A 17,596-nucleotide genomic window follows, 5' to 3' on the forward strand; every position below is an offset into this window, starting at 1 on the left:
TATGGTCCTCCTTCGATCGCCGTCGGGGCGAGTGCGCGGTGCGAAGGGGCGGGGGGAGCCCCGGAGAGACCGCTCGAGATCGAGTTCATATCTCGGCCGTGTGCTGTTGGCCGTTAGTTGCCGGCTGCACCTGCCGCGTCGTCTTTCGTCCCGCTGGCTGGCGGTGGTCCCAGGGGTTCAGTCCGGTTCGCGCTCTACGCCTGGGCTGCCGGGCTGGCGACCCTCACGGTATGGGGGTCTTACAGGAGAAGCCGAGGCGATTAGGCGGCGGGCAGTCCCGCTGCCCGCATTGCGGGCTGTTACAGGACCGGGTGGCGACGCTCGAACAGGACTGGGTGCTGCTGGAGCCAGACATGCATCCGCTGGCTCATACGGTCCCGGCGGAGCACCGGTGGATCGAGCTGTCCGATGGACGCGTGACGGTCTACGGGGTGTGTCCGCCGGATCAGTTCCAGCGGTGCCGAATCGAGCACCGTCTAGCCTGCCCGGCGCAGCCGCTGCCGGACCTGTGGCCGTGGTTGACGAGCCTGCGCGGGGAGAACGCGCGGCAGGCCGAGCGACGGGACGACCCCAAGCCGCCTTCGCCTCCGGAAGAGTGGCCGGACGCGGGCTGACTGGTACCTCGCCCTCGGACGTACGGCCGTTCCGGGCCGCAGACGCCGGCACATACGCGAAGACCCCACCCTCAGCGTCTCCGCTGATGACGGGGTCTTTGGGCACCTGATCCAAGGTGCCCCCGGCAGGATTCGAACCTGCGCACACGGCTCCGGAGTGATTGCGCTGTTCGCGCCTCACAATGGTTCTGATCTGCGCGGGAGCAGGTCCGGAGCCGTCATGTGATGCTCAACGTGTCGGAGGTGTGTCGCACAGAGCGCCGTCATCGAGGCACCACTGTCAGTCCCTGACCGTAACCTTCAGCCATGGGCATAGGTGCGATCACGCGGGACGCCGTACTTAGGGCCATCGCTGAGTACGACCAGTTGGGCCGGACGGAGTTCCTCGCCAAGTACGGCTTCAAGGAGTCCCTCTCGTATGTCCTCGTACACGAGGGAAGCTGGTACGACTCCAAGGCCATCGCCGGCGTGGCACACAAGTGGGATCACGGCCGGGCACTACTGCCAGCGGAGTTCAGTGGCGGCAAGGACCATGCAGCTGCCTGGCTCAGGCGGGCGGGATTCAAGGTCAAGACCGTCAAGAACCCCGACTGGGCCCGCGACGAGATCATCCTGGCCTGTCATCTCGTGATGGCCAACGGCTGGAAGGGGCTCGATGCGAACGATCAGCGTGTGATCGAGTTGTCCGACCTCTTGCAACTAATGCCGATCCACGCCGAGACCGACCGCAACGAAAAGTTCCGGAACCCTAACGGAGTGGCCCGGAAGACGTTCGACATCGCCACGCGGCACCCGGACTACCAAGGCAAGCCCACCAACGGTGGAGCCCTCGATATCGAGGTGCTGAACGACTTCCTTGCCAAGCCTGCAGAGATGAGCGAGGTGGCTCAGCTCATCCGGCGGGGCATCGCTACTGGCGATCTCCAGGGCCTGCCTCTAGACGAGGAAGAAGAACTGGACGACTACAGCGCGCCCGAAGGGCGGCTGCTGATGCGTCGGCACCGGAGCCGCGAGCGGAACAAGGCACTGCGCAAGAAGAAGATCGCTGCGGTCCTTCGACAGGGCGGGCGGCTGAGTTGCGAGGCGTGTGGGTTCGACTTCGAGGAGGTCTACGGCGAGCGGGGTGGCGGCTACATCGAGTGCCACCACGTAGTCCCGCTGCATGAGGCCGGCGAGGGCCGAACCGCACTCAGCGACCTTGCGCTCATCTGCGCGAACTGTCATCGAATGATCCACCGTCGTGCGCCCTGGCCTACGCCGAAGGAGCTCCGCGCGCTCATCGAGGTCCGCCGGGTGGGCCAGAACCCCCTCACTGCAGAGCAACGGAGCGCTTCGGCTGCCGCGGAGACGATCAATCTCCCGTAGGGTCCTCCCCCACTCGGCTGAGCAGCAGGCACGCTCCGTGAAGCTACGGCTGCTGTTCGATTGCATCAAGAACCACTTGGGAGGAAACTTGTTCCATATGGAGTGGCCATCATGAGCATGGATGCCGTCTCAGTAGGGTGGGGGCATGGGGACGGAAAGTCGCACTTTTGGATCTTGGCGCCTGCGAGGTGGCCGATACGAGCAACACGGCCTACCCGTAGAGGTTCTGGCTGAGTTCGCGAGGTACGAGCGCCTAGTCGTCGACGTTGCGCGCGGCCTGTACAAGCAGCGGCACGCCACACGCCAGCGCGTACCGCGAGGCTTTGCGTCTTCTTTCTCCCTTCGGCTTTCCGGCATTCGCGCAGGAAGCGTCGTTCCTGTTCTTGAGAGGGCTACAGCCGATTCTGATGCTCTGTTCGACGACACCGATGCGGGCATTTTTGACGAAGCGCGCATCCTGATCCAGGACACGTTGCGATCAATTCAGTCCGGCTCAGGGATTCCCCGCACTTTCCCGCCTCACGCCCTCCGTGAATTCTCTCGATTCGGGCGAAGTCTGCAAGATGGCGAGTTCATCGAATTCGATAGCGGGAAACCATCCGCTGCGATTTACTCGCAGCCGGTCCGTCGCTTGATTCATGAGCAGGCCCGCCTAGAGAGGTTTGAGATTGAGACGCTCACCTCGGGTCAAGTGGTGGGCGTTGATGCAGAAAAGGGAACTTTCACCTTTCGCCTAACCGGCGGAAGGTCGGTTCCAGGCCGTTTCTCTTCGGATGACATCGTTGCAGATCTCAGGCAATATCTAGATCGCTCAACAATGGCGCCCACAGTCGCTATAAACGTTGTCGCCATCCAGTCAATTGACGGCGAGACCATCGAGATCCAAGACGTCCTCTCCATCGAACCGGTCCTGCCGGCCGAATGGTCCGAGCGTTTGGTGACATTGCAGGCGCTGGAGAAGGGCTGGCTTGATGGCGTGGGGAAGGAGGTGAGTCGCAAAGTACTACGCGAAGTCGAGTCCCTCTTGCTTGAATTCCTCGATGCCCAGGTTGAACGCCCCTATATCTACCCCACCGAAGAGGGAGGGGTGCAGCTTGAATGGCCCTTCACTCGGGGGGAGGTCACAGTGATCGTCCTGCCTGACGACAAGGTGGAGGCTTATGCTTTTTCGAAAGATGACGACCAAGAGGCCGCTAAGCAATTCCACTGGCGACAGCTAGAAGAGATCACGGATTTTGCGACCGGGGGGATCACTCAATATGCCGACTGATGACTCTAGCCTTCGGCCTGGTGAGTCCAAAATAACGAACCAGGAAGAAAAACTTTGGCGTCAAGTGAATCCCAGCTGGGTTCACGACGGGCGGGTCAGCAGTCAGCTCTTCAGGCCGACTCCCAAAGACACTGGAGAAGTATCCGTAACAAGATCTTCACTGGTCACCCCCGAAGAGTCATACCGCCATCACACTGAGGTAATGGGGCACTCCTCGGTTGGCGTCTATTACGTGGATGTCGCAGAAGTGCACGAGGTCTCTCTAAGAGCCGTCGACGATTCCCAGGTGGACGATGGATCCGTACGGCCCCCGGCTCACGCCTACATCGATTTCAAGGCAGTGCAGAGCAAGGGTGCCCAGCAGAGGCGAGCCAGTACCTTGCGCGACAAGGCCGAGAAACATGGTTGGCAGTACGGCCCTGTGACGAGCTAGCCACCATAGGCAGGGTGCAAAACAGAGAAAGTGCGACTATGGCCGCTGGGAGCTTCCCAGCGACGTCTTCGACGAGGGATAGAGGAGCGGGCAGAGACAGCCCTCCGGGAAGTCGTCGAAGAATCGGGTTGGCGCCCGAGGCCCCTGGAGCACGTCGGCTTCCGTGTCCCGGCGAGCCGCGGCAAGAAGGGAGCCACGGCCTCACGCTGAGCATGTCGACACAACGGCGCTGGCACGTCGGGCCATCGAGGCCGCAACCATGTCTGCCAAGGACTATGTGTCCAGGCCCCTCACCCCTCCGCAGCGGTCGCCAAGCATGCGACCCTTAAGGCTGACCTCGGGCGAGCAGAGAGGATGAGTAAGTGTCGCAGCAGTCCAGCCCCCACCGGGTCTCCCTGGCAGATGCGGCGAAGAGCCAGGACACCACCGCAGCGGGGACGGAAGACTCCCTTGCAGCCTGGCTCGGTGCGTACATCGATGATCCTCGCCTCACGTCGTCACAGCAGCACATAGCTCAGTACCTGCTCGAAAACGCTGCCGAGTGCCGCCGCCTGTCCCTCACAGGTCTCGCCAAGCGCATCGGCGTCAGCCCATCCTCATTGATGCGCTTCGCGCAGCTGGTCGGTTGCAGTGGCTACACCGACTTCCGGGACAGACTTGACGCGGGTGCAGGGGGGGCCATCCCCAAGGGACCGAGTGAAGCCGCCGCGGCCCGCAGCGACGAACTGCACCCCAGTCCCCGCGGGACCTTCCTCAGGATCGCGGATGCATTGGTAACCCAGGTCCTCTCCAACCCGCATATGAAGGAGCTGCCGACGGTCGCAGAACTCATGCGTGATCATGGCATCTCCCGCGGCGTGGTCCTGCGCGCCTTCAGGGTTCTGCAAGTCGACGGTGTGGCGGAGCCGGTACCGGGCGGCCGATGGCGCGTTATTCGACCGGGTGACCAGGTCGACCGCAGGCCGCTGCATGAACGAATCAGTGATGTCATCGCCGCCGATGGTCTTGAGGTGGGTTCAATCTTCCCCAGCGCCTCCTCTCTGAGTGCAAGATTCGGCGTCTCGCGTCCGACTGTGGCCAAGGCTCTGGACAAACTCACAGCAGCCGGAGTGTTGTCCGAGGGAGGCCAAGGGAAGTTCCGGTTTGTACGAGCGTTGCCGACCCAAGAAGGGCACTCCCGACCTTGACTGGACTTACACAGTGGGCCTATCCGCTCGCCGAAACGTTGCTGGCGGAGCCCCTGCCGCGACGTTGGAAGCACTGCCTGGGGGTCGCCGAGAGGGCGCGCACGATCGGGCTCATTCTTGACCAGGATGCAGACCTAGTGGAGGCTGCGGCGCTCCTGCATGACATCGGCTACGCGCCGGACCTAGCCAAGACGGGCTTTCACCCGCTGGACGGCGCGCGCTACCTCAGGGACGTAGCCGGCGCCGACGAACGGGTCGTCAACCTGGTCGCTCACCACTCCTGCGCTTGGATGGAAGCGGAAGCACGCGGCTTGCGTGAGGAGTTGGAAGGCGAGTTCCCCCGCGAGAGCGCGCACCTGAACGATGCGCTCTGCTACTGCGACATGAACACCACGCCGGACGGCACGCCCACGAACCCGATCGACCGGATCAACGAGATCACCGGACGGTACGGGCCGGACAGCCTGATCGGGCAGTTCATCCGCCGGGCCGAACCCGAGATTCTGGCGTGCACGTCTCGCGTCCTCGAACGCGTCGCCGCCGCCAAGCGTCAGCCGATGTAGGGCGCCGGCCGCGTCCGGTCCATGGCGTGCTCGATCCGGAGCCGCATTGTGGGGTGCACATCCAACGTCCTCAGGTCCGCTGGGTCGACCCAGCGGACCTGAGTCGTCTCGTTGCTCGTACGGAGCTCACCGCCGACCGGCCGTGCACGGAAACAGATGCTGAACTGCTGGCGCACCTCGCCGTCGTCGTACTGCATCACATGTCCGGGGTCCGTGTAGAGCCCGGACACGTCGACGACTTCCGCCTTGATCCCGGTCTCTTCCCAGACTTCGCGCACCACGGTGTCACTGATGGATTCGCCGACGTCGTGGCCGCCGCCGGGCAGTGCCCAGCGCCCATTGTCGGAGCGCTGGATCATCAGCACCTGTCCCGCCTCGTTCTGTACGAACGCGACGACGGACGGCACCACCGAGTTGGCCGGCGGGGCGTCGGGGTCGTGCAGGTAGTCGATGCGTCCCATGCTCAGGCTCCTGTGGTGTCGCGGTCCGTGACCTGGCGGGCGCCTCCCCAGGTCTGTTCGATGCTATTCGCATAGGTGTCGAAGAGGCCGCCGCCTGGCATCCGGCGCAGGTGGAAGACGGGTGCCATGTAGGCGCCGATGCCGTAGACGTGCGGGTTGACGAGCATCTCGTCATCGGACCGGTATATGGAGTTGTAGAGCGTCGTCGCGTGGAGTCTGAAGCCGATCTCGGGGTGACTCTCGAAGAGGGGACGGTAGTTCACCAACGCGTTCCGGATCTTGCCGTCCATGATCCGGTGACCCTCATCAATGCCACGTTGCCGGACGGCTTCACAGTTGGGGTCTCCGAGCAGGATGCGTACCTGCGTGGTCCCTTCCACCTTCTTCTTCAGGAGATCGTGGAACAAGGGATCCTCGGACAAGAACAGACCGGAGTAGACGAGAACGTCTAGGTTGTTCTCCGCTCGCGCGTAGAGGTCACGCCAGAGACCGGTAGGCACCGTGTGCCGATGCGGGTAGACGGCAACGATCTCCGCTTTGGTCAGATCCGTCGCGCTGTCGACAGCGCGGGCGTCATCCCACAGCGCCGTCACGTCGACCTTGAGCACGGCCGCCGTCGCGTACTGGTGACGCCGATACGGCACTTTGCCCTGCGTGATCCAGCGCTCGACCGTCTTCGGGATGACGCCGATTTCTTCGGCGAGGCTCTGCACGGTCATGCCACGGGCGAGGAGGGCGGACCGTAAACGCTCGTTCGACATCTGCACCCCCGTAGGGACTTCTTGGACTTCTTGACCGTAGCCAGATGGCCCCGAGCTGTCTACGTGCGGGGTGACCAACTCCCCTGACCTGCCGCGATTCTGAATGTGCGCCAGGAAGTCCCGGCGCGAAACCAAGAGGTTCCGTCGACGTACTTGACGGACCCTCATGCAGTACCTGTAAAACAGGTACTGCAACGGCTGAGCGCAACAACTCGGCTGGAGGGCGGCTACATGCCGCATGCGCAGAAGGCGGGGACGCTGCAATCCCGCTGAAGGCCAGAGGACAGGGCTTCGGCCCGACTGGCGAGGTGGCCCGGCGACCGCGAGCAACGGCCGGAGGGTGGGGACGCGGTCCCCCTTGCAGCAACATCCCTGTCTTTTCGCTGATTTGGAGGCCTCTCGTGCGTCAAACGAAAGCGATGGGTGCCGCCGTGGTGGACCGGCCGGCGGCGCCAGTGCGACATCCCGGTTGGTGAGCGGATTCCGCGCTCGTGACCAGTCCGGTCCACCTCTTCAACCCGCCGTCGCAGCGGCTAGCGCTGCGGCCGGTTGCCTCCCTCGCCCGTCCGGCCCGCACGGTGTGCGGTGGTCGTACGGGCGGGGCGCGGGGAGCCGGATCCACCCGCTCCAACGGCCGCGGCCCTGGTGTTTGGACCCCGGGCCGCTGTTCTTCGGGCCGTTTCCGCTTGAGAGGAGCATGCCCAATGAAGTGCATTGTTGCCGGCCGTGAGGCCCTGACCCCGGCGGAGTTCGCGGAACTGGCGCTGGGCACCCCGGTTGAGTTGTGGCTGGGGGAGGAGGGTGAGTCGGAGGAGGAGCGCGCGGCGCGGCTGGACGCGGCCCGTGACATCCTCGCCGACCCCGAGTACCAGAGCCTGCCCGACGACCTGGTCCGCCTGGCGGCGCGGGTGGTCGACGAGCACCCGGACCTGTTCAACGTCGTCCCGCTCGCCCGCCCCGCCCGCCGCCGTCCGGTACGTCGGGGGGCTGCGGCATGAGCGAGGCGCTGACGCTGGAGGGCCTGGCCGTGCCGCTGCGCGTGCTGCGGCTGCTGACCGTGGACTTCGGGCACCTGCCCGCGCCGGAGATCGACGTGTCGACCATCTTTCCGAACCAGTTGGGCCTTAGGTTCCACGACGATCTGGCCGGCTTCGAGGCGTGGCGGGACGCGCTGAGCATCCCGCCCGACGCCGTGGTGTACCGCGAGCAGAGCGGCGGCCGTACGCGAGTGCTGAAGGCGTCCGTCGGCTACGCCGGTGCGGTGCTGGAGTTGACCGGCTACGGCGATGTGCACGCTGCGGCGCCGGTCGGGGCTCCGGCCTGATGGCGGTGCTGGGCAAGTGCTTCGATCCGACCGGCGCCCGGCACGGCATCCCCACGTATCCGTGGCGGTGTGCGCCGGAGGGGTTGGCGACCAGGCGGCAGTTACGGGCCCGTGGCCTGCGCCCGGGTGGGCAACCGGTCGCGGCGCAGGTCCTGCGGCCACGTCATCGGCGCGGGCCGCTGGTCGCCTACCTGTACCGGCTGGACAAGGCCCTGCCGGTGCGGCCGATGACGCCGGCGAAGCGCCGAGCGCTGGCGTGTGCGATGCGGGCTCGCCGTACCTGCCCGCAGTGCCGCAACGACGCCGGATACGTCATCCCCGTCTCGCTCGGGGTCTGTGTGCCGTGCGCCTATCCCGACGACCAGCAAGCCGCCTGACCGGCACTGGTCGGGCGCCGACTCCCGGAAGGGAAACAGTGATGGATCACCCGTTGGAACGGTCCCTGAGTAAGGGGCAGATCATCGTTCTGAGTGCCGCCGCGGTGCCCATGGTCGCGTTCGGCGGCGTGGGCGCTTGGGGCACCTACTCCAACATCACGTCCGTGTTCCACCGGTCGGCCACCGCGCTGGGTGTGGTCGCGGCTGGTGAAGGTGCCACGCTCGTTCTGGCGCTGACGCTGGTGGGGCTGACCATGCTGGGGCAGTCCTCCCCGGCGGCCGTGCGAGTGGGTCTGTGGACGCTGCCCGCTCTGGCGTCCCTGACCGGCGCCGCGGTCGCGCAGTCTGCCCGGGACGCGGTCGTGTTCGCCTTCACCCCGATGGCTATGTCCGTGTCCGCGGAGGGGCTGGGGCTGTTGGCCCGCCGGATCGTCGTCTACAGCACCGGCGTAGATGCCGAGGCGCAGCGCCGCAGCGCCGCTGTCATGCAGCGCCTCGCCTACCACCGCGCCCGCGCCGCGAACCATCCCGAGGAGAAGGTCCGCAACAAGTCGGAGCTTCAGTCGTGGAAGCTCGCGCAGAAGGTCGGGGCGGGTGACGCTCTGCTGGGGGTGCACCTGGTCGACGTCCAGCGTGAGCGGATGACGGCCGGCGCGGACGCGGCCCTTGCGGGCATGTTCGCCCTGCCCGTCACGGCCCCCGCCCACGGCGTCGCGCCAGCTCCGCAGCCCGTCGTCGCCGAGGGGCCCGGCGGTGAAGGCGTCACGGCCGTGACGGGTGAAGACACGCAGGTCACGCCCGTACTGGAGGCCGGTCCCGCGCAGGGCGTCACGGGTGTGACGCCGCCCGTGACGCTGGAGGAGATCGCCGCCGTGGCGGGCGTACCGGCACCCGTGCCGGGTGAGCCGCTGACCGATGCTCAGCTTGTCGTCGTCCTGCGGCACCTGCGCTACTCCGACGACCCGCCGCTGTCCTACCGTCAGGCCGTCACCGCGTTCCGCGACGGCGGGTTCGTGGGCGGGGAACAGCGGGTGCGCCGCGCGTGGGGCTCGCTGATGTCCCATGAGGAATCGGAAGCCTGACCGATCGTCCGGCATCACCAATGACGGCCAGCCCACGGCAATTGGGCTGGCCGTCGTTGCGACTGCCGGAAGGCAGTCGACCGCACCAGTGAAGCAGACCCGGTGAGCCCCGGCGAGCGGCGCTCTCGCAGACCCGGCGTGCAGACCCGGCAGCTTCACACCTCGAACTCAACCCGCCGAATACAGAGGAGTTACGCCGTGGCTGTCTCGGCCCGCGCGAACGCCGACGAGCGGATCGAGTACTTCTTCGTCCTCACCGCCCAGCTCAGGAACGGTGATCAGGCCACCATCTCCAACACCGTTCAGGTCGCGCCCGGGGACTCCCGGGCGCAGGTCTATCAGGTGATCCGCGAGCACGTCACGCGGCAGGTGGGGTGGAGCGGCTTCACCGTCCTCTTCTACTCCCTGGAGCCCAACCGGCTCTGACCAGCACGTTTTCACAGCGCAGGGCCCGGACGCGCAAGCCGTCCAAAGCGTCGCGCCCGGGCCCTGCTCTCCTCAAAGGAGTGGTTCTCAGCATGACCGAGACCAGCATCGAACCGGTAGCCTCGCCGACTGCCACCCCACCACCCCCGGTCAGCCCGCCGCGCGAGACGGCCCCCGTTTCCGCCGCGTCTGCACGGGAGTTGGCGCACACGCCGGGCGGAATTCCAGTACTGCCGCTCGCCCTGTCCGGCGCGAACGGCGCTGTCGGCGCGGCCAGCACGCTCGCTCTGGTGGGCGGCGGGCCGGTCGCGCTGGCGGTGGCCGCGGGCGGCGCCGCCGTGGTGGGTACCGCGGCCGCCGTCCGCTCCCGCCGCAGCAGCACGACGCGGCGCCGCAAGGCAGAATCCGGGGCGTCGCCCCGCACTGCCTCTCTGCTCCGCAGTAGCGGCGGTACTTCGAATGGCCGCAAGGGGGCCGCGACCGTCTCCGGCGGGGGCAAGAATGCGGCTGGCCTGCGCCATTCCGGTGGGGGCGGTGCGGGGCGTCACGGCGGCCGTCACGCGTCACGTCCGGCCGTCACGCGGGACGCTGCCAAGACCAGGGTCGGCGGACGTTCGTCGGACGGCCGGCCCGGTGCGGGCCGTCTCGGGGAAGTACGCGCGCTGCGCCGGGACAGCAAGGCGCACGCGCCGACGCGTGCCGCCGCGCGTCGGCAGACCACGGCGGCCCGCCGCGCGGTCGCCGACGCCCGCCGTGACGCCCGCGCCGCGGCCCGCACGGGCAAGGCGGCGGGCTCGAAGGGGCTGTTGCGGCGGGCGGCGGGGTGGGCCGGGGGCAAGGCCGCTTCCGGTACCCGTGCCCTGGTCAACAAGGCCCGTACCGGGCGTGACCGGAGCACGGCGGCGCAGGTCGATGCCAAACGGGCTCAGGTCCGCAAGGCGCCCGCCCGACGCAAGGCCCGCCGGAACCTGTTCAAGTCCGCAGCCCGCTTCCACGGCCGCCGCATGCTCGCCGCGCTCGCCGGCGGCGCCGCCGGAGTGCTGGGCTGCCTGACCACTCCGCTGGGGCGCAAGCTCGGCTGGTCGTGGCTGATCCACCCCGGCCGCCGCTTGTACCGGCGTCTGGTGCAGTCCGGCGCCGAACAGCGCGCCGCCCGGGACGAGGCGATCCGCGAGCAGCGCACCGCTGACGAGGCCGCGGCCGACGGTGACCCGCAGCAGATCGGGGACCGCGTCGAGCGTCCCGCACACCTCATCCCGGCCGCTCCCACCGCAGCACAGGAGGTCATGCACGTGTCCGGTTTCAAGTTCGAAGAGGCCGCGGCGGAGATGGAAAGCGCCGCCCGGGAGTACACGCCCGACGGGAACATGGAAGTCCTGGCGATGATCGACAACCTGCCCACGGCCATGCAGTCGATCGCCAATACCTTCCGCATCCTGGCCGAACGCGCCGACGAGGAGTTCGCCTTCGAGAAGGACGTCGCGACCGGGTTCGACGACCTGCACCAGCTCCTGCTCAACGCCGTCGACGACGCCGAGACCCTCGCGCCGCTTTTCCGACGGGTCCACGAGCACGACATTGCCCGCCACGAGGACCCCCGCAACGGCACCGAGGCCGAGAAGGGCTGGAACGTCTAGCCATGACCACCACCGAGGCCACCATGACCAGCAACAACAGCAGCAAGCCTAAGCAGAACCCTCAGGTGGGCGGTGGCCCGGTGTGGGACTGGGCGGCCGGTCACGGACCCGTGACCGGCGCCCTGTCCGCCACCACCGGCGCGTTCGCCGTCGCCACCACCGGCGCTGCAACGTCCATGCCCCCGGGCTGGGCGCTCGCCGTCGGCGCGGCCGGAGCCGTCGGCCACACCATCGCCGGCCTGCGGGTGCGCAACGCGGGGCGCACGATCGGCGCGCGGGCCGCATCGTGGCTGGTCGGCGCCGGGTGGACGACGTGGGCCATCACCCACGGGCCGCTCACCTGGCAGGCGCTCGGCTCCCTCGCCGTCATCGGCGTCGGAATGGGCACCGCCACCCGGTCGACGAACCTCTACGAGGAAGCTCGCGAACTGGAGGGCCTGCACGCCGAAGAGCGCGCCGTCGCCGCGGAGCTCTCGGCTGAGCGGCGGGCGATCGCGGAAGAGTGGGTCGATCGCATCCAGCGCGTGTGCGGGGTGAAGGTGCGCGTCCTCGCGGTCGAGCACTGGGCCACCGGGACCGGCTTCACCATCGACGCCGAACTGCCGGGCGCGACGACGTACGACCAGATCGCCGCCCGCGCGGCGGCCCTGTCGGCGGACGCGCACCTGCCGCACGGCTGCACCGCCACCGCCGGGCCCGGCGTCCACCAGGGCCGCACCCTGATCGACGTGGCAACCGTCAACGCCCTGGAGACCGAGACCCCCTACCCCTCGGACTACAGCCCGTTGTCGCTGCTGACGGGGATCCCGTGGGGCTACCGCTCGAACGCGGAGCAGATCCAGACCTACCTGCGTGAGCAGTGCGCGCTGGTCGTCGGCCCCACCGGGTCAGGCAAGACGAACATGGTCCACGTCATCCTGGCCGGGTTCGCCCGCGCCACCGACGTGCTGACGTTCGTGATCGACCTGAACGCCGGGTCGGCCGGCCTGTCCTGGGTGCTGCCCGCCCTCAGTCACCAGCCCGCGCCCGGCGAGCGGCCGTTGCGGCCGGGGATCGACTGGCTTGCGGGCACGGTCGACGAGGCGCACGTCATGCTGGACGCGGTCCTGCGGATCGGCAGGCGCCGCAAGGTCGCCTACCAGGGACTCATGGCGCAGCACGACACGGACCTGTTGCCGATCGGGCCGTCGATCCCCCAGATCATGCTGGTCATCGACGAGGGCGCGGAGATCCTGACCAGCACCGACAAGGATCTGAAGAAGCTCGCCGCGAAGATCCTGGAAGTGATCCGGATGCTGCGCGCCATGGGCGTGCGCACCGTGCTCACCGCGCTCGGCTCCACCGGCTCCGTGCTGGGCAACCTCATGATCCGCCGCGAAGCCAAGGTACGCGTCGCGCTGACCGGCGGGGAGAAGGAGGGCATGGACCTGAGCAAGCTCTTCCCCGGCGCTCGCGGTCTGAAGGTCGATCAGGCCCCGTACAAAGGTGCCGGGTTCATGGGAACCCCCGAGTCCCCGGCGGCGCTGTTCAAGTGCTGGCGCATCCTGCCCAGTCAGATCCGAGAGATCGTCGCCGCCACTTCTGAACGTCACCCCGCCCTCGACCCGGTCTCCGCGGAAGCGGCCGGAGAGGCGTACGCGCGGCGCTGGGACGCCGACCGGATCGCCTGGATGCACGACCCCCGGCCCACCCCCACCCTGCCCACCGGCGAGGCAGAGAGCGAGCCGCGGCGCGGACTCAACCTCAGCGCCCTGCGCGACCAGCCGACCGCACCGTCCCAGGCCGGATCGGACGTGGACCGGCTGGCGGATGCGTTCATGCGCGAGATCGACGAACACTTCGGCACCACCGCAGAACCCGACCGCACCCGCCCCGAGCGGGACCGGCCGCAACGCCCCGGGCTGAACCTGTCCGCCCTCCGCAACGACCAGCCCACCGACCCGGACCCCGAACCGGGGGCGGGCCCGGAGGGTGGGCCGGAGTGGCTCGCGGACGCCATCGCCGCGATCGCCGACGCCGGAGCGGTCGGCATGAAACCGTCTGCCGTCGCCGACCGAGTCGGCCGCAGCCGGCAAGCCGTGCGCGACGCGCTCAAGGCCGCCGCCGCGCGGGGCGAGTTGGTCTACCGGGATAACGGACCGCACTCGGTCTACGTCCACCCCGACCACGCCTAAACCGCTCACAGACGGCTATCGACTACTGGCTACCGCCAACTTGCTACTAGCCACTAGAACGGCCCTCTACTGGCCACCAGGGGCCCCTAGCAGCATGTTTGGGCTTGCCAGTAGCCACTAGCCGGTAGCCACTACAACCACACACCGTGACCATCAGGCGCCCGCCGGAACCCTCCGCGCGGGCGCCTTCCACGCCCACCGACCGCCGGAAGGGAGCACCACATGCACCACAGCGAACCGCCCGGAATAGCCCCGCACATCCCCGCAGACGCCTACCGCCGCGCACAGGCCACCGGACAGCCCGTCGTCATCGTCGTCCACGACACCACCGCGGCCGGCTTCCCCTGGCGGCGCGTCCTGATCCCGTTCGCCGTCGCCGGTGCGGTCACCGTCGGCGCGTGGGGCGTCGTCGCCGCCCTGTGCTGGCTGCTGGACGTCGCCGCCCACACCGCGACCGTCATCGCCGGAGCCGCCGGACCCATCGGCGCCGGCGGAATCACCCTCAAACTCGCCCGCCCCAAGGGCTGACCCGAACAGCGAGAGCCGTGTTCGAGATCCGCGTCATCTGCGAGCCCGACGACGCCGACCGCGTCAGCCGGGCCCTGGCCGCTGTGTTCGACGCCGGCCCGGCACGCCAGTACCCCACCCGCGACGGCAAGCGAACCCGCCTGTACTTCAACGCCAACCACCGGCCCACCACACGCGAGAGCGAGTGATCACATGTCGTTCGGAGAGACCCCGATCACCATCATCGGCAACCTGACCGCCGACCCGGAACTGAAGTTCACCGCCTCGGGCCAGGCCCTGGCGCGCTTCACCGTCGCGTCCACCCCGCGCACGTTCGACCGCGAGGCGAACCAGTGGAAGGACGGCACGTCCACGTTCTTCCGCTGCGCCGCCTGGCGCACCCTGGCCGAACACGTCACCGAGTCGCTGACCAAGGGCTCGCGGGTGGTGCTGTCCGGGCGGATCCGCCAGCACGACTGGCAGACCCCGGAGGGCGAGAACCGCTCGATGCTCGCCGTCGAGGTCGACGAGATCGGCGCGTCCCTGCGCTTCACCACGGTCACGATCGACGGCAAGCGCACAGGCGGCGCCGCCCCGACCGGCGAGCCGTGGAACACCGCGGGCAACCCCGCAGAGCCGGGCAACGAACCACCGTTCTAGCCCCGCCCGGGGCGGGCGCCCTCTCGCCAAAGAACCGCGCCCGCCCCGGCCTTCCAGTCGCTTCCAACAGAAACTGGAGATCTCCAGCATGCCCCACCACGCCCCGAACGCGCTGCTGTCCGCAGCACTGGCCGCCGCCGCCCGCGGCTGGCACGTCCACCCGCTCCTGCCCGGCGGCAAAGCCTCCGCCCTGCACGGCGAACGCCGCTGCCTGCGCACGGACGGGTGCGCCAACGGACACCTGAAGTGGGAACAGCGCGCCACCACCGACCCCGACCGCATCTACGAGGCGTGGTCGGTGGACGCGTTCAACATCGGTATCGCTACCGGACCGTCCGGTCTGGCCGTCGTCGACCTGGACGTACCCAAAGAGCAGAACAAGAAGGGCAGTTCGGACGCGCCTGACGGCGCGACGAACTTCCTGGCGCTCTGCGAGCGCGCCGGACAGCCCTGGCCGACCACCTACACGGTGCGGACGCCCTCCGGCGGCATGCACCTGTACTTCACCGCCCCGCCCGGCGTCCGCCTGCACAACACCGCCGGGACCGTAGCCCCGCACGTCGACACCCGCGCATGGGGCGGCAACATCGTCGCCGCGGGCAGCACCACACCGCAGGGCTGCTACGAGGTCGCCGACGATGAGCCCGTGGCGGATCTCCCCGCCTGGCTTCTGCGCGAACTCCAACCCCAGCGCGCCCCTGCTGCCTCGCTTGCCCCGCTCCTCATGCCGGGGCAGGCCACCCGCCGCGCCACAGTGGCGCTGGAACGCGAGACCGCGGCCGTCGCGGCTACGCGAGAGGGAGGCCGGAACGCCCGGCTGCTGGCGGGCGCCCGCGCACTGGGACGCTTCATTGCCTGGGGCGAGATCGCCCGGGACGTGGTGGAGGAGGCGTTTCAGGCGGCCGGTGAGGCGGCCGGGCTGTCCGCCGGCGAGTGCCGGGCCACGATCCGCAGCGCCCTTGACTGGTCCATCCGCACCGCCCGCCCCCGGGACGCGGCATGACCCCCCGCCCCCGGACTGAAAAGCCCACGTCACCCGCTCTGGGACAACCGCGCCTGTCTGCGCCCGGCCCCGGCAACGGCCGTGGCACGAAGGACGACGGCCGACAGGCCGTCCGTTCAGCCCTTCGTTCTGACCCGCGCTGGCCCGTCCACCACCACCACGACGCCGACGACCCGACACCGGACCGGCCCGGGATCCGCATCTACGCCCCGCCGGTCTACCGCCACCACTACGACGGCGCCCGCTGGTCCAAGCGCTACGGCGACACCCCAACCGCCGCCTACGCCTGCCCCTGCGGCCAGACCGGCACCGCCATCGGCCCGGACGCCGTGGCCGACCTGGTCGCCGACTACGACGCCCACAGGCACTTCTGCACTGCGGCCCCGGCTTCGCTCTCCGAAGGGAGGACCGCCGCATGACCACATCCGCCGACATCGACGGCGCCGCACTGCTGGACGAGGTGGAAGCCTTCCACCGCCGCTTCAACGTCTTCCCGACCGAAGCGGCCTACGTCGCCGTGACCCTGTGGGACGCCCACGCCCACCTGATCGACGCGTTCGACGGCACCGCCCGCCTGGCGTTCCTGAGCCCTGAACCGGGCTCGGGCAAGTCCCGGGCCCTGGAGATCGTGGAGACCCTGACCCCGCGTGCGGCTACCACCGTCAACGCCTCTGCCAACGCGCTCTTCCGACTTGTGGAAGCCGACGGAGGAACACCGACTCTGCTCTTCGACGAGATCGACACCGTCTTCGGCCCCAAAGCCGGCGGCAACGAAGAGGTCCGAGGGTTCCTGAACTCTGGCTACCGGCGTGGCGCCAAGTCACTGCGCTGCGTCGGGGACGGCTCGAACCAGAGCACCGAGTGGTTCTCCTCGTTCTGCGCGGTCGCCATGGCCGGTCTCGGCTCGCTGCCGGACACGATCCTGACCCGCTCGGTCATCATCCGCATGCGCAAGAAGGCGCCCAACGAGAAAGCCGAGCCCTACCGCCGGCGCGTCCACGAAAAGCAGGGCCATGCCCTGCGCGACCGGCTCGCTGACTGGGCCACCACCGTGCACGACCAGGTCGCCCAAGCGTGGCCCGAGATGCCCGACGGTGTCACTGACCGCCCCGCCGATGTGTGGGAGCCGCTCCTTGCGGTGGCCGACGCGGCAGGGGGCCACTGGCCCGAGCGCGCCCGCGCGGCGTGCGTCGAACTCATCAAGGCCGCCCTGGAAGGCGACGAAGCCTCCCTCGGTGTCCGTCTGCTGACCGACCTGCGCGACAAGGTGTTCTGCGGCGCCGACCGCATGCCCACCGCCGCCATCCTCGAAGTCCTCCACGGGCTCGACGACGCCCCCTGGGCCGACCTGAACGACGACGGCAAACCGCTCACGTCCCGCGGTCTGTCCAAGCTGCTGAGCCAGTACGTCCGCCCCGACAACACCCCCATCCGGCCCAGGGGCATCCGGGTGGGCAGCGGCACCCCGAAGGGCTACTACGCCGACGACCTGGCCGACGCCTGGGCCCGCTACTGCCCCCCTCCCCCCGAGAAGTCCGCAACAGCCGCAACAGCCGCAACACCGCAGCTCAACGCGAGTGAATCCGTGGCGGAAACCCCCGACGAGAGCCGCCACATGTCCGCGGAAGCCGACACACGCCCGCTGCGCATCGTCGGCTGACCGCACCCGCTCCCACGGTGCCGCCGCACTCCCGTGCGGCGGCACCTATCCGCAACACAACCGGCATCCGCAACAGATCCAGGCCGCTGACC

The 17,596-nt window shown here is 68.5% G+C and carries 20 protein-coding genes and 1 pseudogene; 19 read left to right on the forward strand and 2 right to left on the reverse strand.

The window, feature by feature from the left end; all coding sequences use genetic code 11:
- Positions 1-230: 230 nt before the first annotated feature.
- The 6 genes and pseudogenes from ACZ5NW_RS17720 to ACZ5NW_RS17745 all read left to right on the forward strand — a co-directional run bounded on the left by ACZ5NW_RS17720 (position 231) and on the right by ACZ5NW_RS17745 (position 5,432).
- The gene (locus ACZ5NW_RS17720) at positions 231-614 is read left to right on the forward strand and encodes a DUF6083 domain-containing protein (RefSeq protein ID WP_468744749.1); all 384 of its coding nucleotides are present in this window, start codon (positions 231-233) and stop codon (positions 612-614) included.
- A gap of 306 nt (positions 615-920) precedes the next feature.
- The gene (locus tag ACZ5NW_RS17725; protein WP_468744750.1) at positions 921-1,979 is read left to right on the forward strand and encodes an HNH endonuclease; all 1,059 of its coding nucleotides are present in this window, start codon (positions 921-923) and stop codon (positions 1,977-1,979) included.
- A 145-nt stretch (positions 1,980-2,124) separates the two neighbouring features.
- Positions 2,125-3,249 (forward strand): hypothetical protein, encoded by a 1,125-nt coding sequence (locus ACZ5NW_RS17730; RefSeq protein ID WP_468744751.1) that lies wholly within the window; start codon positions 2,125-2,127, stop codon positions 3,247-3,249.
- A 479-nt stretch (positions 3,250-3,728) separates the two neighbouring features.
- Positions 3,729-3,838: pseudogene (locus ACZ5NW_RS17735) on the forward strand (ADP-ribose pyrophosphatase); the annotation flags it as partial.
- 206 nt (positions 3,839-4,044) lie between these two features.
- Positions 4,045-4,869, forward strand: coding sequence for a MurR/RpiR family transcriptional regulator (locus tag ACZ5NW_RS17740; RefSeq protein WP_468744752.1), 825 nt, complete (start codon positions 4,045-4,047; stop codon positions 4,867-4,869).
- Complete coding sequence (locus tag ACZ5NW_RS17745; protein WP_468744753.1) at positions 4,866-5,432, forward strand: HD domain-containing protein; 567 nt, start codon at positions 4,866-4,868, stop codon at positions 5,430-5,432. The genes ACZ5NW_RS17740 and ACZ5NW_RS17745 overlap by 4 nt, the downstream gene beginning before the upstream one ends.
- Here ACZ5NW_RS17745 and ACZ5NW_RS17750 read toward each other — a convergent pair.
- Both ACZ5NW_RS17750 and ACZ5NW_RS17755 read right to left on the reverse strand, forming a co-directional pair.
- Positions 5,420-5,893, reverse strand: coding sequence for an NUDIX domain-containing protein (locus tag ACZ5NW_RS17750; protein WP_468744754.1), 474 nt, complete (start codon positions 5,891-5,893; stop codon positions 5,420-5,422). The two genes, ACZ5NW_RS17745 and ACZ5NW_RS17750, sit on opposite strands and share 13 nt — an antisense overlap.
- A gap of 2 nt (positions 5,894-5,895) precedes the next feature.
- Positions 5,896-6,654 carry a helix-turn-helix domain-containing protein gene (locus ACZ5NW_RS17755; protein ID WP_468745095.1) on the reverse strand — a complete coding sequence of 253 codons (759 nt, stop codon included), beginning with the start codon at positions 6,652-6,654 and terminating at the stop codon, positions 5,896-5,898.
- A 704-nt stretch (positions 6,655-7,358) separates the two neighbouring features.
- On the opposite strand from ACZ5NW_RS17755, the gene ACZ5NW_RS17760 reads away from it, so the two are divergent.
- The 13 genes from ACZ5NW_RS17760 to ACZ5NW_RS17820 all read left to right on the forward strand — a co-directional run bounded on the left by ACZ5NW_RS17760 (position 7,359) and on the right by ACZ5NW_RS17820 (position 17,504).
- Positions 7,359-7,652 carry a hypothetical protein gene (locus ACZ5NW_RS17760; RefSeq protein WP_468744755.1) on the forward strand — a complete coding sequence of 98 codons (294 nt, stop codon included), beginning with the start codon at positions 7,359-7,361 and terminating at the stop codon, positions 7,650-7,652.
- The gene (locus ACZ5NW_RS17765; protein ID WP_468744756.1) at positions 7,649-7,978 is read left to right on the forward strand and encodes a hypothetical protein; all 330 of its coding nucleotides are present in this window, start codon (positions 7,649-7,651) and stop codon (positions 7,976-7,978) included. Before ACZ5NW_RS17760 ends, ACZ5NW_RS17765 begins: the two co-directional genes overlap by 4 nt.
- Entirely contained in the window at positions 7,978-8,355 is a 378-nt protein-coding gene (locus ACZ5NW_RS17770) for an RRQRL motif-containing zinc-binding protein (RefSeq protein WP_468744757.1), read from the forward strand. Before ACZ5NW_RS17765 ends, ACZ5NW_RS17770 begins: the two co-directional genes overlap by 1 nt.
- 41 nt (positions 8,356-8,396) lie before the next feature.
- Positions 8,397-9,437 carry a hypothetical protein gene (locus ACZ5NW_RS17775; protein WP_468744758.1) on the forward strand — a complete coding sequence of 347 codons (1,041 nt, stop codon included), beginning with the start codon at positions 8,397-8,399 and terminating at the stop codon, positions 9,435-9,437.
- Between the two features lie 198 nt (positions 9,438-9,635).
- A complete protein-coding gene (locus ACZ5NW_RS17780; RefSeq protein WP_468744759.1) occupies positions 9,636-9,863 on the forward strand; it encodes a hypothetical protein in 228 nt (75 codons plus the stop codon).
- Between the two features lie 92 nt (positions 9,864-9,955).
- Positions 9,956-11,500 (forward strand): hypothetical protein, encoded by a 1,545-nt coding sequence (locus tag ACZ5NW_RS17785; RefSeq protein ID WP_468744760.1) that lies wholly within the window; start codon positions 9,956-9,958, stop codon positions 11,498-11,500.
- 23 nt (positions 11,501-11,523) lie between these two features.
- Positions 11,524-13,674, forward strand: coding sequence for a hypothetical protein (locus ACZ5NW_RS17790; RefSeq protein ID WP_468745096.1), 2,151 nt, complete (start codon positions 11,524-11,526; stop codon positions 13,672-13,674).
- A gap of 222 nt (positions 13,675-13,896) precedes the next feature.
- Positions 13,897-14,202 carry a hypothetical protein gene (locus tag ACZ5NW_RS17795; protein ID WP_468744761.1) on the forward strand — a complete coding sequence of 102 codons (306 nt, stop codon included), beginning with the start codon at positions 13,897-13,899 and terminating at the stop codon, positions 14,200-14,202.
- Between the two features lie 17 nt (positions 14,203-14,219).
- Positions 14,220-14,390: a hypothetical protein gene (locus ACZ5NW_RS17800; RefSeq protein WP_468744762.1), complete on the forward strand. Its 171-nt coding sequence runs from the start codon at positions 14,220-14,222 to the stop codon at positions 14,388-14,390.
- Between the two features lie 4 nt (positions 14,391-14,394).
- Positions 14,395-14,841, forward strand: a complete 447-nt coding sequence (gene ssb, locus ACZ5NW_RS17805) for a single-stranded DNA-binding protein (protein WP_468744763.1) — start codon at positions 14,395-14,397, stop codon at positions 14,839-14,841.
- An 88-nt stretch (positions 14,842-14,929) separates the two neighbouring features.
- Complete coding sequence (locus ACZ5NW_RS17810) at positions 14,930-15,844, forward strand: bifunctional DNA primase/polymerase (RefSeq protein ID WP_468744764.1); 915 nt, start codon at positions 14,930-14,932, stop codon at positions 15,842-15,844.
- Positions 15,841-16,263: a hypothetical protein gene (locus ACZ5NW_RS17815; RefSeq protein ID WP_468744765.1), complete on the forward strand. Its 423-nt coding sequence runs from the start codon at positions 15,841-15,843 to the stop codon at positions 16,261-16,263. Before ACZ5NW_RS17810 ends, ACZ5NW_RS17815 begins: the two co-directional genes overlap by 4 nt.
- On the forward strand, positions 16,260-17,504 hold the full coding sequence (locus tag ACZ5NW_RS17820) for a DUF3631 domain-containing protein (protein ID WP_468744766.1): 1,245 nt from the start codon (positions 16,260-16,262) through the stop codon (positions 17,502-17,504). Before ACZ5NW_RS17815 ends, ACZ5NW_RS17820 begins: the two co-directional genes overlap by 4 nt.
- Positions 17,505-17,596 lie beyond the last annotated feature (92 nt).

Source organism: Streptomyces sp. NPDC032126, from assembly GCF_055580085.1.

What these genes read in the sequence shown, in the direction of transcription:
- ACZ5NW_RS17720 (WP_468744749.1), top strand. Translation starts at nt 231, where the DNA reads ATGGGGGTCTTACAGGAGAAGCCGAGGCGATTAGGCGGCGGGCAGTCC.
- ACZ5NW_RS17725 (WP_468744750.1), top strand. Translation starts at nt 921, where the DNA reads ATGGGCATAGGTGCGATCACGCGGGACGCCGTACTTAGGGCCATCGCT.
- ACZ5NW_RS17730 (WP_468744751.1), top strand. Translation starts at nt 2,125, where the DNA reads ATGGGGACGGAAAGTCGCACTTTTGGATCTTGGCGCCTGCGAGGTGGC.
- ACZ5NW_RS17750 (WP_468744754.1), bottom strand. Translation starts at nt 5,893, where the DNA reads ATGGGACGCATCGACTACCTGCACGACCCCGACGCCCCGCCGGCCAAC.
- ACZ5NW_RS17755 (WP_468745095.1), bottom strand. Translation starts at nt 6,654, where the DNA reads ATGTCGAACGAGCGTTTACGGTCCGCCCTCCTCGCCCGTGGCATGACC.
- ACZ5NW_RS17760 (WP_468744755.1), top strand. Translation starts at nt 7,359, where the DNA reads ATGAAGTGCATTGTTGCCGGCCGTGAGGCCCTGACCCCGGCGGAGTTC.
- ACZ5NW_RS17765 (WP_468744756.1), top strand. Translation starts at nt 7,649, where the DNA reads ATGAGCGAGGCGCTGACGCTGGAGGGCCTGGCCGTGCCGCTGCGCGTG.
- ACZ5NW_RS17770 (WP_468744757.1), top strand. Translation starts at nt 7,978, where the DNA reads ATGGCGGTGCTGGGCAAGTGCTTCGATCCGACCGGCGCCCGGCACGGC.
- ACZ5NW_RS17775 (WP_468744758.1), top strand. Translation starts at nt 8,397, where the DNA reads ATGGATCACCCGTTGGAACGGTCCCTGAGTAAGGGGCAGATCATCGTT.
- ACZ5NW_RS17785 (WP_468744760.1), top strand. Translation starts at nt 9,956, where the DNA reads ATGACCGAGACCAGCATCGAACCGGTAGCCTCGCCGACTGCCACCCCA.
- ACZ5NW_RS17790 (WP_468745096.1), top strand. Translation starts at nt 11,524, where the DNA reads ATGACCAGCAACAACAGCAGCAAGCCTAAGCAGAACCCTCAGGTGGGC.
- ACZ5NW_RS17795 (WP_468744761.1), top strand. Translation starts at nt 13,897, where the DNA reads ATGCACCACAGCGAACCGCCCGGAATAGCCCCGCACATCCCCGCAGAC.
- ssb (WP_468744763.1), top strand. Translation starts at nt 14,395, where the DNA reads ATGTCGTTCGGAGAGACCCCGATCACCATCATCGGCAACCTGACCGCC.
- ACZ5NW_RS17810 (WP_468744764.1), top strand. Translation starts at nt 14,930, where the DNA reads ATGCCCCACCACGCCCCGAACGCGCTGCTGTCCGCAGCACTGGCCGCC.
- ACZ5NW_RS17815 (WP_468744765.1), top strand. Translation starts at nt 15,841, where the DNA reads ATGACCCCCCGCCCCCGGACTGAAAAGCCCACGTCACCCGCTCTGGGA.
- ACZ5NW_RS17820 (WP_468744766.1), top strand. Translation starts at nt 16,260, where the DNA reads ATGACCACATCCGCCGACATCGACGGCGCCGCACTGCTGGACGAGGTG.